The organism is Rhizobium esperanzae (assembly GCF_014197615.1).
In the GTDB taxonomy this organism is placed as follows: Bacteria; Pseudomonadota; Alphaproteobacteria; order Rhizobiales; family Rhizobiaceae; genus Rhizobium; species Rhizobium esperanzae_A.
Genome location: NZ_JACIFY010000018.1, coordinates 132,084 through 145,096, shown reverse-complemented (window position 1 = coordinate 145,096; position 13,013 = coordinate 132,084). Strand labels below are relative to the sequence as shown.

Sequence of the window (13,013 nt, the reverse complement as noted above, 5' to 3'; positions counted from 1 at the left end):
GAGCAGCGCGATGATGCCGGTGGGAGCAACACTGTCGCGTTGGACGATGTCATATTTCGGCGCGGCGCTCTTCTTCCTGCTTCTGGCCGAAGGCCTGCTTGCGGCCGGAGCCTGGGCGCCGTCGTCGAATGTTGCCGAACCCCATGCGCTGATTATCGTCCATTGCATTACGATCGGTTGGCTCGGCCTCCTCATGATCGGGGCGCTTCTGCAGTTTACCCCGGTTCTGACAGGCCTCAGCCTGCCGACCGGGCGGCTCGACCTGCCCTGCCTTGCGGGTTCCGTCGCCGGGCTCGGACTTCTCCTTCTCGGCTTCCATCTGATCGATGCAGGATCCGGTGCGGCAGGCCGGGTCATGGTCGCAGCATCGTCTGTGCTGCCGGCATCGCTGTTGTCGATCGGATCCGTACTGTCTCTAGGCCTGTGGCGCGGCAGGGCGGCTCACGCCGCCTCGCCGCTCGTCATGATCGGCATGGCATGCCTTGCAGTGACCTTGGCATTGGGAGCACTGTTCGCCGTCACGGTTTCCGGGCTGACGGAGGCCACAGGCATCATCGCCTTCGTCACAAATGCCGTGCCGTTCCATGCGAGCTTCGGCCTCGCCGGCTGGATGAGCTTCGCCGCGATCGGCGTCAGCTATAAGCTGCTGCCGATGTTTTTGCTTTCCGACGACATGAAGAGGTCGCCATTCATTCGCACCACGGGATTGCTTGCGACCGGCACACTTGCCGTGGCGATGGTCTCGACGATCTTTGCACCCGTCCTGGGCCGCCGCCTCTTCCTGTTCGGATCGCTGCTCTTCCAACTGCCGGTCGCGGCCTACCTCGCCGACCTGTTTTCCACCTACCGCGCGCGGCGCCGGAAGAGCCTCGAGCTCAACATGGCTGGATCCTTGCCGGCATTCGTTCTGCTGGGGCTTTCGGTGTCGATGTTGGCCATCGCCCTGGCATCGGATGCCGCGCCCGAGATTTTCACCGCCATAGGCTACCTGTTCGTCTTCGGCTGGCTGACCGGGTTCGGTCTGTCGCAGCTCCTGAAGATCGTTCCTTTCCTCACCTGGATCGAAGCCTTCGGACCGCTGCTCGGACGCCGGCCGACGCCGCGCCTGGCCGAGCTGATAAACGGACGCAGGGCGACGGCCTGGCTCTGCATCTTTTACCTCGCCGTCATTGCGGCGGCCGCCGCGATCGCGCTCGGATCGGATGCAGCTTTTCACCTTGCCGCCATAGCCCAGACTTTTTCCACCGCAGCTCTCGCGGTCGAGCTCGCGCTTGCCCGCACTCTGGCGAATGTCGATCCGGCCGCCAAGAGCGCACCCTTTCAACCGCCGGCGCTTTTTATCGCCGCCAAACCACAGAGGTAACGCCCATGGTTCAGCTTCGTGAACTCGACGTCAGACAGATCCTGCGCGACGGCGGGATGCCGTTCCAGCTCATTATGGATACTTTCGCAAACCTCGACCCTGGCGAGGGCGTGCGGCTTCACGCCATATTCGAACCCATCCCCTTGATCCGCCAGCTGGAGCGGCATGGCTATTCGCATCTCACCAAACGCCTGGCCGACGACGATTGGGAGATCGATTTCGTTCCGCAGGAGAAACCGGGCAGCGATCCCATGCCGGCAGCTGCAACCGCGGAGGCGATCTGGCCGGAACCGACCTGGAACCTCGATCTGACCGACCTCGCCCCGCCTGAACCGATGGAACGCATCCTTTCACGCCTGGAATCGATGGAGAGCGGCGAAGTGTTGTTTGCGCTCCTGAACCGTGAGCCCGTCTTCCTGTTCAACGAGCTCAAGGCGCGAGGCCATGAGTGGATCGGAGATTTCGATGCCAGCGGCAAGATCTACAGGATCATGGTCAGGACAACGCCGGCGAATGTTTCCGATGTCCGCGCATAAGGTCTCCAAACCAACGATCCTGGCGGCATTGCGCGGGATCGAAGACCCTGAACTCGGGACGGATATCGTGACGCTCGGGCTTATATACGGCATCGAGATTTCGGATGATGGCGCGCTCAGAATAGAAATGACGACGACGACCCGCTTCTGTCCAGCCTCCGCCTTCATCGCCGAGGCGGTGAAGGCCAGGGCGGAAGAGATCGAAGGCGTTTCGGCCGCCGTCGTCGACATGGTCTATGAGCCGGCCTGGTCGCCGGAAATGATCGGACGATTGCCCAGCGTGTGAATAGGAGCGCCGCCACCGGAAAACGGGGCGGCGCTCTCCCTCACGGCTTGCGCGCGGCCAGAGGTTTGCGGTCCCGGCACAGGAACGGCGCATGTTCGAGCGCGAACAGCCCGAAGGCAACCGTCCAGCCGGCCGCGGACGCCATCAGTATCTGGGTCGTGAAAGCAGGCATCAGCTCTGCCATGGGCCGAAGCAGCGCAACGGCGGCAAGCAGGATGTAGGATGCATTCGTCACCTGGCTCGACTTCAATTTCCGCCCCGTATGACCTCGGCTTGCTCGCGTCATGACCGCCAGCATCATCATGGACATGGCGCCGATCGCAAAGAGATGAAGAACGGCGACCTGGGGCAGCCCCATTGGCCCGAAAGCGACAGCGGCAAATCCGAGAGGTACGAAACCATAAGCGATGTGAAGCACGAAGAGGATGGGCTCCGGCCAGGTCGTCCATCCCCGCCAGCGGAAGAGCCGTGTTCCGTTCATGATTGCAGCAACGGCGGCAGAAAAACCGGTCGCGACGGATTCAGGCGCAATCGCCCAGGCAGCGAGAGAAATGGCGCCAACGATGATCGTCGCCGCGTCGAAGCGGTTGTAGGCAACCGGAAAATCCGTGCGGCCGCGCTGATTGATCCAGTTTCTGGTAAAGCTCGGCAGGATGCGTCCTCCGACGACCGTGACGAGCAGGACATAGGCGCTGAGGCCGAGACGGATGGCAAGCGCCGGATTGCCGTCTCCGATCACCTCGAGATGAAAGAAGACATTGGCCGCCGACAGAACCGCCAGCCCCGCGATGACCTTCAGGTCCTTCCATTTCCTTCCCGCAATCACCTCTCGCGCCGATAAGGCCAGCATGAGCGGGAGAAAGAGGCTGTCGATCGCGACGGCGGCCATCAAACCGATACTGCCACTGAACAGCATGACGATCCGGCCGATGCACCACACCGCAAAGAGTGCGGCCAGCGGGCGCCCTGAAATGGGAAGGCGGCCGGTCCAGTTCGGGATTGCGGTCAGCAGGAAGCCTGCCAGGACAGCCGGCGCGAAACCGAAGAGCATCTCGTGAGCATGCCAGTAAAGCGTACCGTAATCGCTCGCCACGGCGACGCCGTCGTTCAGGAACGCCACCCAGAGGCCGATACTGACGATCGCCCATAATGCTGCCGCCAGAAAGAAAGGCCGAAAGCCGTAGGAGAACAAGACCATTCCGGAGCGGCTCATTCCCCGCGGCGCCCTGGTCTCCACGTCCTTTATAGTCTGCATGATAAAGATCTCCATTTTGATCATGCAGAAATGCCCGGATGGAAGACGGCAGTCGTTGAGATTACGCAAAGAAGATCCTTTGAACTTTGCGCCGGCACAAACAGCCAGTTTGCGCCACATCAAAGATTTCCTTCGGCTTTGTTCTACTCTCCCCTTCGACAGGGCGGCGTCCGCCCGGTCTTCGACTACAGGAGATTAGCAATGACGAATACTCTGCAAATGACCCGGCGCACGATGCTGACGGGTGCTGCTGTTGCCGGAGCGCTGACGCCAATCATCGTATCCAGCACGGTGGCCCATGCCGATGAAGAGGTCGCCGCAGCGGAAGCGCTGAAGACCGTCAAGCCGAGCAAGGTCGACATATCGAAGCTTCCCCGCGAGAAGGTCGAGCTCGTCAAGCCGCCTTTCGTTCATGCTCACGAGCAGAAGACCGCGGACGGGCCGAAGATCAAGGAATTCACGCTTACCATCCAGGAAAAGAAGATGATCCTGGACAAGGAGGGCACCGAGATCAACGCCATGACCTTCGATGGATCGGTTCCCGGTCCCTTGATGGTGGTCCATCAGGACGACTATGTCGAGCTCACGCTGGTAAATCCCGCCACCAATGCGATGCAGCACAACATCGACTTCCATGCCGCCACCGGCGGGCTGGGCGGTGGGGCGCTGACGGTCGTCAATCCCGGCGAGAGCACCGTTCTTCGCTTCAAGGCGACCAAGGCCGGCGTCTTCGTCTATCACTGCGCCCCTCCCGGCATGGTTCCGTGGCACGTCACATCGGGCATGAACGGCGCGATCATGGTGCTGCCGCGCGAAGGTCTCAAGGACGGCAAGGGCAAGCCGCTCGTCTACGACAAGGTCTATTACGTCGGTGAACAGGACTTCTACGTGCCGCGCGACGAAACCGGCAAGTTCAAGACCTACGACAGCCCCGGAGAGGCCTATGAAGATACGGTGGCCGTGATGAAAACGCTGACGCCCACCCACATCGTCTTCAACGGCGCGGTCGGAGCCCTGACCGGCGACAATGCGATGACGGCCAAGGTCGGAGAAACCGTCCTGATCGTTCATTCGCAGGCCAACCGGGATACCCGGCCGCATCTGATCGGCGGACATGGCGAATATGTCTGGGCAACCGGCAAATTCCTCAACCCGCCCGACACGGACCAGGAAACCTGGTTCATCCCCGGCGGCACGGCAGGTGCCGCCCTCTATACCTTCGCTCAGCCAGGCATTTATGCCTACGTGAACCATAACCTTATCGAGGCCTTCGAGCTGGGGGCAGCGGCCCACTTTAAGGTGACCGGCGAATGGGACGACGATCTCATGACCTCGGTCAGGGCACCGTCGGCAAGCTGACCTGGCGGAGGGGGCGGTGCGCGGGCCAGGGGTGGCCCGCGCACCAATCTCATTTTGGGGGCGCTATCTGCGTAAAACCATGGCCCGCATTGCAGCCATCGAACCAGTTTCAGGCATATCGATCGCAATTCCTCTTGCGCTGCTCGTGGCGCTTTCTGTGGCTGTCGCAGTGCAATCGGGATTGCTCGTGACGGCAAGCCCCGACGCGGCCGTTGCCGCCCCGCAGACCGTCGTGATCGCGCCGCATGGTTTCGCCTACCGCGACGCCACCGAATATTTCCGCAACGGCCTGGCCGTCGACGCGCCCAAGCTGGATAGGGAAGTGACCACGACGCTCGAAATCATGAAATATCAGACCACACTTAGCGACTATAACCGCTGCGTGGCCGATGCCCGTTGCGAGCCGGCCGAACAGCGATATGACACGCTGTCGCAGGAGAAAATTCCCGCCACCGGCGTGAGCTATGACGATGCGGTCCGCTACGCGGCGTGGCTGTCGGAACGCACCGGCGCCGAATGGCGGCTGCCGAGCGATTTCGAGCTGGCCTATGCCGCGGCCGATCGTTTTCCCGACGATGCTCTCGGAATCGACCCCAATGACAAGAACCCGGCAAACCGCTGGCTTGCGGACTACGAACGTGAAGCCCGCAGGGCTGCAGCGATCGACCCACGGCCGCAGCCGCAGGGCTCGTTCGGAATCAGCCAAACCGGACTGGTCGATTTCGCCGGCAACGTCTGGGAGTGGACTTCGACCTGCAACAAACGGATCGATCTCGATAGAAACGATGCTGCGGCGGAGCCGGATCCCAGGAATTGCGGCATCATGATAGCAGCAGGCAAACACCGCGCCCCGATGAGCAGTTTCGTGCGAAATCCCAAGGGCGGCGGATGCTCGGTCGGAAGTCCGCCCGACAATCTCGGCTTCCGCCTCATTCGCAGGCCGGGTTTTCTGGAAAGCGTGAAAGACTTTGCGCAAAGAGCAATGGCGGAAATGTTCGCACCGGCGACGAATGCCCAGGGCAGAGCAGGATGACGATGAAAATTGACCGGACGATTTTGAAATCATTGCCGCTCTTCGAGCGCATGACCGATGCGGATCTCGATTCGATGCTGCAGCACGCGTCGCCGCGCCGCATCGTCCCGGGAGACGCGGTTTTCGAGCAAGGCGCTCGGGCAAAGTCGTTCTTCCTGCTCCTACACGGCCGTCTCAAGGTGACGCAAGTGACGCAGGACGGACAGCAGATCATCGTTCGGATGGTTCATCCCGGCGACCTGTTCGGCTTTGCAATGGCGCTCCGCCGGGAGGATTACCCGGGAACGGCCGTCGCGGCGGCCGAGAGCCTCGTCATTGCCTGGCCGACGGACATGTGGCCGCGGTTCGTCGAACAGAACCCGCGCCTTGCCGTGACCGCGATGCAGACGATAGGCCAAAGATTGGAGGAAGCGCACACGCGCATCCGGGAAATGTCGACAGAGGAAGTGGAAAAGCGGGTGGCCCACGCCGTCCTCAGGCTTTCCAAACAGGCTGGCCGGCCGGTTGAAACGGGCATCCGCATCGATTTCCCGATATCGCGCCAGGACATCGCCGAAATGACCGGAACGACGCTGCACACGGTCTCGAGAATTCTCAGTGCATGGGAGGCGAAGGGAATGGTGGAGGGCGGCCGCCAGAAGCTGACGGTGACCGATCCGCAAAAGCTCCTCAATCTCGCCGACGGCATACGGGATTGATGCCGATCGGGAATTGCCTGCAAAACCGGGAGAATGAGCTTGATAGAGTTCCTTGCCGCCTTCGCGCTTTTCGTAGCGCTTCACTCCGTCCCGGCCATCCCGGTCATTCGCTCCGGGATCATTCACCGCGTCGGTCGGCCGATCTATTTCGTCGGCTATTCCACAGTTTCCATTCTGGCGCTGATCTGGGTTTTCTCCTCGGCGCTCGCAATGGAGTACGTGCCCCTATGGGAGTTGCGGCCATGGCATGCCGCGGTCACTTTCGTACTCGCGCCCCTGGGCATCTTCCTCGTCATCGCGGGACTTTTGAGCGCCAACCATCTTTCCATCACGCTGAACCCATCGCCCACACTCGGCTCCGTCACCAAAATCACCAGACATCCCGTCCTTTGGGGATTTGCCGTCTGGGCAGGCGGCCATATCGCCGCAAACGGCGATCTGCGCTCCCTATTGCTGTTCGGAGGGTTTGCCGGCTTTGCATTGGCCGCGATTCCGATGATCGAAAAAAGAGCGAAACGGTGCCTTGGCAGTACTTGGACTGATCTGGCGGAACATACTTCGATCTGGCCGCTTGCCGCCTGTTTCAAAGGAGAGCAGCCGATGATCGACATGCCGATGCTGCTCGCGGTCCTGGTGACTGCAAGCCTGACAGCGTGGCTCCTATTCGCAGGAGGTCACAGCGCGATGTTCGGTGCCGATCCCGTCGCCATCCTTGCCTGACCCAACGCGCTGCCGCCCCGCCGCGAGACAATGACCGGCACGCGCGGATATACCGGCATCGCATTGATCGAGGTCAAAGTGTCTTTGCGCTGGCGTCGTAACGTTGAAGAAAATCTGGAAGCAACCGCGACCAGCCTATGAGCGGAGCAATAGAATGCCGTACGATGTCATTGCAGCGAGCCTGAACGCGAGGGATAAGTCCGGGCGCATCGAGGTGCGTTTCGGCGCCGACCAAAAGACCGTTGTCGTCTCGCGACGCGCATTGCTGTCCATAGCCTCGCCACCTCGTGCCACCGAAGTGCGCCTTCTTCAGTACATCGACACGTTCTGTGAAATTGCGGCAAGCTGCCTCGCATCGAAGGGGATGGACGGGGATACGATTCTGATCACCGCAAACGACGTCCGCAGGTGGTGCCATGCCTGGGAAACATCCGGCTTGGCGGCCGAAGCGCCGGCAGCACCCCGCCTTCTGCTGATATGAGGCCGGACTCCGAATCCGGATCTGAATCAAAGCAGTAGACCATGAAACGCCGCTCGCTTTTCGGCGTCATTCCCTTCCGATCCCGATGAGGACAACCGACCGGCTGCTGGTGACATCGGGACAGCGAGCGTGTTAAAGACGATGCCATTGGACACGATCTGTAACGAGCAACGGCTTGACGGATGGACGATGGCAACAGCTCAGAATGACGCGCATCTTCTCGTCGTTGACGACGACCCGCGCATTCGCCAGATGTTGACGCGCTATTTCGAGGGCGAGGGCTACTCAGTCTCCGCCGCCTCCGACGGGACCGAGATGCGGGTACGCCTGCGCCAGCAGACTTTCGATGCCATCCTCCTCGATCTCGTCCTTCCCGGCGGCACCGATGGTCTCGATCTCGCCCGTGAAATTCGGGCCACCTCGGATGTCCCGATCATGATGCTGACCGGCCGGGACGATGTCGTCGACCGAATCGTCGGCCTGGAGGTCGGCGCCGACGACTACATCGCCAAGCCTTTCCATCTCCGGGAAGTCCATGCCCGCCTGAAGTCGATCCTGCGCCGCCGGCAATCTTCGCCGCGCAATGCAGAAGCCGCGAGCGAGGAGATCGTCGGCTTCGAGGATTGGAAGCTCAATCTCAGCCGTCGTCAGCTTCTCGACCCCGACGGCGCGGAGGTCGAGCTGACGACCGGCGAATTCGACATGCTGGCGACCTTCGTGCGGCATGCCGGCCGGGTCCTCACGCGCGATGTGCTGATGGATCTCACCCGGGGACGAAATCTCGAAGCCTTCGACCGGACGATCGACGCTCAGATCGTCCGCCTGCGCCGCAAGATCGAAACCGATCCGAAGAAGCCGCAATTCATCAAGGCCGTGCGCGGCGTCGGCTACGTCTTCACCGCCAGGCTCGACTGACGTTTCAAAACCGCCATGCCCAGACCAGCCATTTCCTCCGTGACGAGGAACTGGTCAGGCAGAGTTTCTCCGAGAGAACGGATCCTATTCGGATTACGTCTGTCACGCCGGTTTATCACGGCATTGGAGGACTGCCGGAAGGCGGCGTCTCCTGATTAACGTCATGTCCACAGGGTTATCTAGGGCTCTCGACAGGCGGTGCCCCTTTGGATCCAAGCAGATTTCAGCGATGATTGACGGAAATCAACGATAGTCGCTCGAGACGGCACCATCATGACGTCTGACCTGAAAGAGGTTCGTCGTGAGCGATATTGAGCTTCGAAGGCACATCTCGATGCGCTCCCATTCAAGCCGAGCGCCGATGCCGCCCACATCTGGCCGTGGACAGCGGCGTCGTGCCTCTGATGGACCGCACCAAGGGTGTCGTGCACTCGATGACCGGCTGTCGGTCGCTGCAACGGCCGGCAAACGGCGGCTAGGAGGATCTCAATGACGAACGAAGAGATGGAAAACAAACTGAAAGTCTTGAAAACGGACTTGCAACGCCGGCTGTCGGCGATTGACGCCGATCTCGGTGCTGCGCTGGATCCAGATAGCGAGGATCGTATCACTCAGGTCGAGAACGATCAGGTGCTGACGGAAATGCGACGGGAAGCGCGTGAACAGATCGCATCGATCGACGCTGCTCTCGAGCGCCTTAAACGCGAAACGTTCGGTCGTTGTGTCAGATGTCTCCGCCCAATCGAGACTAAACGGCTGAACGCCCTTCCCTACACCCCCCTTTGCGTGGCATGTGCTCACCTGGCGGTCTAGCGAGCGACATCGCAGACTGCCTGCAGAGATCGCGTGAATGACGCTGTCGGGTAGTGTGCCCCGATGGCGGGGCACGCCCATTCGCTGACAAGCTTCGTCCGCGACCGAAAGCGCCGGGATTGTGGCACGCTCGATGAAGAGGCGGGGCAACGGCACTTGCCGGGGCGTTTGCGATTCATCAATGCGTGAAACGGGCATCGGCCTATCATGACATCGCAAACATGAGCGAAAGGAGCGCGTCATGTCATTGGGATTACGCGAATATACGCAGGCCGAGTGCTATTCGGCCCTGGAAGAGGCGCGTTTCGGGCACCTGGCCTGCTGCAAAGACAGCCAGCCATATGTCGTGCCGATCTATTTTTCATACGACAATGGCGTGGCCTATTGTTTCTCGATGCCTGGCCGCAAGCTGGAATGGATGCGAGAAAACGATAAGGTTTGCCTGCAGGTGGATCAGCGGGTGGGCGGCGGCTGGGCGAGCATCATTGCCGAGGGAAAGTTCGAGGAGTTTCCCGATGCCGATGTCGGGAGGAGCCAACGTCTGCACGCATGGGAGCTGTTGCAGAAGCACTCGGATTGGTGGGAAGTTGGTTCGCTCAAGCCGAAAGAGCTTCCGGTCCTGGCCGAGTCGCCGCACGTATTCTTCGGAATTTTTGTCCACGCTTTATCGGGCCGCGTTGTTTTCAGAAGTGACTAAAGGCTGGAGCCGGGAGATGCCGAGAGCGTAAAACTGCACATGATGCAGCGCGCGATGTTTGGCGCTACGCTCGAGATCAATTTTCCAGCGGCCGGAGGAGCCCTGATGCCTTCGTCACGAGGTCAGATGCCAAGTGGATCGTCTGATCCCGCCAGAAGAGGATTGATGATGCATGTCATCCAATTGCACAGGCTTTTGGACGACATGCACAAGGACAGGACCCGGACACGCCGCTCCGGAGAAGGCCGATCCCTATAGGGCGGTCTCGCAGCCGAACGTGTCGAAACGTAAGGCCCGGCAATTTTAATGGGCCATGAATATCGGCATCTTGCTTTCCTCGATCATGCTGCGGGTCACCCCGCCAAAGATCGTTTGCTGCCAGCGGGGATGATTGTACGCGCCCATGACGATGAGATCGGCGGATACGTCGACCGCGTGCTGCCGCAGGACCTCGTCTGCCGGCTGTCCGCCGCTGGCGACGCGGTCCACCTGGACCTTGACGCCGTGACGCGCGAGATAGGCGGCAATGTCGGCGCCTGGCTCTTCCCCGTTCACGCCTGCCCTTGCCACCGGATCCACCATGGTTACGTAGACGGTGTCGGCCTGCTTGAGCAGGTCAAGCGACTGGCGAGCGGCCCGGGAAGCTTCATCGCTCGAATCCCATGCGAGAAGAACCGATCTCGATGATGAATTCATTGCTCGCGTTCCGCGGTTGATGAGGATCGGAGTGGGCGTTCGGAAGAGAGCACCGTCGATGATGCGTTTGCGAAGCTCTTCGTCGCGGGCCGCCTGCCGTCCGACCAGGACCACATCGGCATAGAGAGCCCTTTCGGCGATATCCTCGTCTGCCAAAGCGAATTCGGTATAGACGTCCTGAACCTCGTAGGAGATATCGCTTCGGCCAAGAATTTCCTTGATCTCTTCAGTCTTGTGGGAAAGCGCATCGATCTCGCGCTGCCGCTCCTCGATCCAGACGGGCGAGATGGCATTATAGTCCCCGATGATCGGAGACGCTCCCAGCGCGATTACGAGCGCATTCAGATGCGCGCCCTGAGCGCCGCAAAAGTCGATTGCGGTTTTCAGATCTTCCTCGAACTGGTTGACGCCGAGGATGCTTAATACCGTCCTGATTGTCATGTCGATATACCTCTCTGATTGGTGTCAGAAGGATAACCAGTCTGGCGGGGCGTTCCTTGACCTTCGTCAAAGCGCTGTCGATTTTGGCGGTATAGCCTGTCTATGAAGGATGTAGCCGACCGCAAGAGCCGCGCGCCATTGTGCGCAGGCTTGAGCGGGGCGCGGGGCGCTGGAACCGATGAGAACGAAGATGGGAGGTCATAGATGCTGTCGACGGAACGAGACTTCAGACGAGGCGGCGAACGGTTCCCTATTCCTTCACAAGGCGAAGTCGAAGGCAGGCTTCTGATGTTCGAAGTGGTTGCCGTCACCTGCTTGCAGGAGCTTCTCGCTAAGCGGGACTCGCATCTTGTCTCTAGACTTCGCCAGAAGCTCCTTCGAAACCTGAAGGAAAAATGCGCCCCTTTGAAGTTATGTGCGGATGACGAAAGATCCGCGAAGGAATTCGCGCTTCAGTTGTTGAAGGCGGCTTTGCAAGAGGCGGAAAACGAGAGGCAGGCGGGTTAGCGAAGATCTGCGGGAGGTCCCATGAGCAGAATTGCAGTTACCTTCAATGCCGGATCCTCAAGCTTGAAGATCGGCGTCTTCGAGATCGGCGCCGGTGGCGCTGTCCGGCCGCTGGCCAGAGGTGCGGCGACTGTTGATAAAAAGAGCCGCCTCGACTACGAGATCGCAGGTGAGCCTCATGACGCCGACTTGCCAGATATCCAGGAAGTCGGTCCGGCTTTGATTGCCGAGGTCCTCTCCCGACTCCTGCCGCAAGGTTCAGCGCCGACGGTGGTCGGGCATCGCATTGTTCATGGAGGTTTGGCCTTCACAGGGCCTGTATTCTTGGACTTGGATATTCAGGCACAGATCGAGGAACTGGTGCCACTGGCGTCTCTGCACCTGCCCCCGGCTCTGAAGGTGATCCGCGCTGTTCGGGCGACATATGCTGATGTGCCGCAGACCGCGTCGTTCGATACCGCGTTTCACACATCTCTATATCGTCTTGCCGCACGTTTCGCGATTCCGCGCGAAATGCATGAAGCGGGAATCCGCAGGTATGGGTTCCATGGACTTTCCTACAAGTCCGTTTCTGAAAAGCTCAAAAAAATCGCTCCCGATGTAGGCAGCGGCAGGGTCGTATGCGCGCATCTGGGAAGCGGTGCGAGCCTTTGCGGGATGGTGGACGGCGTCAGCATCGATACCAGCATGGGCTTTTCCACGCTCGACGGGGTACCCATGGCCACCCGCCCGGGATCGATCGATGCAGGCGCGCTGATCCATCTTCTCCGCAACGAATTCCATGACGCCGACCGGCTCGAAGATTTCCTCTACCACAGATGCGGCCTGCTCGGCGTCTCCGGCGTGAGCGGAGACGTGCGGGTGCTCGTCGACGATTTCCACCCGGCGGCGCGGGAAGCGCTTGATCTCTTCTGTTTCAAGATCGCCGGCGAGATAGGCAGGCTGACGGTGTCGCTGGGCGGCGTCGACGCCATCGTCTTTACCGCCGGTATCGGAGAGCATCAGCCGGAAGTCCGGAAGGGCGTGGCACGTCATCTCGCGTGGATGGGCCTCGACCTCAGCGAGTCTGCCAACAAGGCGAATGCGACGGTCATCAGTGCTCGGGACAGCGCGATAACTGCCTTCGTCATTCCGACCGACGAGGAGCAGGTGATAGCCGACGAGGCGCTTGCCGTCATTGGCCGACACGGTCTCTGACGATTCGGGGAAACGA

General features: G+C 60.5%; 15 protein-coding genes. 13 read left to right on the top strand and 2 right to left on the bottom strand.

The features are described from left to right. Positions 1-10 precede the first annotated feature (10 nt). Genes GGD57_RS22570 through GGD57_RS22560 form a run of 3 tightly spaced genes read left to right on the top strand, consistent with a single transcriptional unit; the run spans position 11 to position 2,185 of the window. Positions 11-1,363: a hypothetical protein gene (locus GGD57_RS22570; protein ID WP_184472485.1), complete on the top strand. Its 1,353-nt coding sequence runs from the start codon at positions 11-13 to the stop codon at positions 1,361-1,363. Between the two features lie 5 nt (positions 1,364-1,368). Beyond that, positions 1,369-1,899, top strand: coding sequence for a DUF2249 domain-containing protein (locus GGD57_RS22565; RefSeq protein WP_184472484.1), 531 nt, complete (start codon positions 1,369-1,371; stop codon positions 1,897-1,899). Continuing rightward, the gene (locus GGD57_RS22560; protein WP_085740268.1) at positions 1,877-2,185 is read left to right on the top strand and encodes an iron-sulfur cluster assembly protein; all 309 of its coding nucleotides are present in this window, start codon (positions 1,877-1,879) and stop codon (positions 2,183-2,185) included. The genes GGD57_RS22565 and GGD57_RS22560 overlap by 23 nt, the downstream gene beginning before the upstream one ends. A 40-nt stretch (positions 2,186-2,225) precedes the next feature. Here the strand turns inward: GGD57_RS22560 and GGD57_RS22555 are convergent, their stop codons facing one another. Continuing rightward, positions 2,226-3,440: an NnrS family protein gene (locus GGD57_RS22555; protein ID WP_184472483.1), complete on the bottom strand. Its 1,215-nt coding sequence runs from the start codon at positions 3,438-3,440 to the stop codon at positions 2,226-2,228. Positions 3,441-3,641: 201 nt separating this feature from the next. On the opposite strand from GGD57_RS22555, the gene nirK reads away from it, so the two are divergent. From nirK to GGD57_RS22515, 8 genes are all read left to right on the top strand, one after another. Next, entirely contained in the window at positions 3,642-4,799 is a 1,158-nt protein-coding gene (gene nirK / locus GGD57_RS22550) for a copper-containing nitrite reductase (RefSeq protein WP_184472482.1), read from the top strand. A gap of 79 nt (positions 4,800-4,878) precedes the next feature. Then, positions 4,879-5,832, top strand: a complete 954-nt coding sequence (locus GGD57_RS22545; RefSeq protein WP_184472481.1) for an SUMF1/EgtB/PvdO family nonheme iron enzyme — start codon at positions 4,879-4,881, stop codon at positions 5,830-5,832. 2 nt (positions 5,833-5,834) lie between these two features. Next, positions 5,835-6,530: a Crp/Fnr family transcriptional regulator gene (locus tag GGD57_RS22540; RefSeq protein ID WP_071089705.1), complete on the top strand. Its 696-nt coding sequence runs from the start codon at positions 5,835-5,837 to the stop codon at positions 6,528-6,530. A gap of 39 nt (positions 6,531-6,569) precedes the next feature. Further along, positions 6,570-7,250, top strand: a complete 681-nt coding sequence (locus GGD57_RS22535; protein ID WP_184472507.1) for an NnrU family protein — start codon at positions 6,570-6,572, stop codon at positions 7,248-7,250. 154 nt (positions 7,251-7,404) lie between these two features. After that, positions 7,405-7,731 (top strand): hypothetical protein, encoded by a 327-nt coding sequence (locus GGD57_RS22530; protein ID WP_184472480.1) that lies wholly within the window; start codon positions 7,405-7,407, stop codon positions 7,729-7,731. Positions 7,732-7,920: 189 nt separating this feature from the next. Continuing rightward, positions 7,921-8,646 carry a response regulator gene (locus tag GGD57_RS22525; RefSeq protein ID WP_049732194.1) on the top strand — a complete coding sequence of 242 codons (726 nt, stop codon included), beginning with the start codon at positions 7,921-7,923 and terminating at the stop codon, positions 8,644-8,646. Between the two features lie 489 nt (positions 8,647-9,135). Then, entirely contained in the window at positions 9,136-9,459 is a 324-nt protein-coding gene (locus GGD57_RS22520; RefSeq protein ID WP_184472479.1) for a TraR/DksA family transcriptional regulator, read from the top strand. A gap of 241 nt (positions 9,460-9,700) precedes the next feature. After that, positions 9,701-10,156 (top strand): pyridoxamine 5'-phosphate oxidase family protein, encoded by a 456-nt coding sequence (locus tag GGD57_RS22515; RefSeq protein WP_184472478.1) that lies wholly within the window; start codon positions 9,701-9,703, stop codon positions 10,154-10,156. A gap of 303 nt (positions 10,157-10,459) precedes the next feature. Here the strand turns inward: GGD57_RS22515 and GGD57_RS22510 are convergent, their stop codons facing one another. After that, entirely contained in the window at positions 10,460-11,293 is an 834-nt protein-coding gene (locus tag GGD57_RS22510) for a universal stress protein (RefSeq protein WP_085740262.1), read from the bottom strand. Positions 11,294-11,497: 204 nt separating this feature from the next. On the opposite strand from GGD57_RS22510, the gene GGD57_RS22505 reads away from it, so the two are divergent. Together GGD57_RS22505 and GGD57_RS22500 are read left to right on the top strand one after the other, a co-directional pair. Then, positions 11,498-11,800, top strand: coding sequence for a hypothetical protein (locus GGD57_RS22505; protein ID WP_010067892.1), 303 nt, complete (start codon positions 11,498-11,500; stop codon positions 11,798-11,800). 21 nt (positions 11,801-11,821) lie between these two features. Then, positions 11,822-12,997 (top strand): acetate/propionate family kinase, encoded by a 1,176-nt coding sequence (locus tag GGD57_RS22500; RefSeq protein WP_184472477.1) that lies wholly within the window; start codon positions 11,822-11,824, stop codon positions 12,995-12,997. The last annotated feature ends 16 nt before the right edge of the window (positions 12,998-13,013 follow it).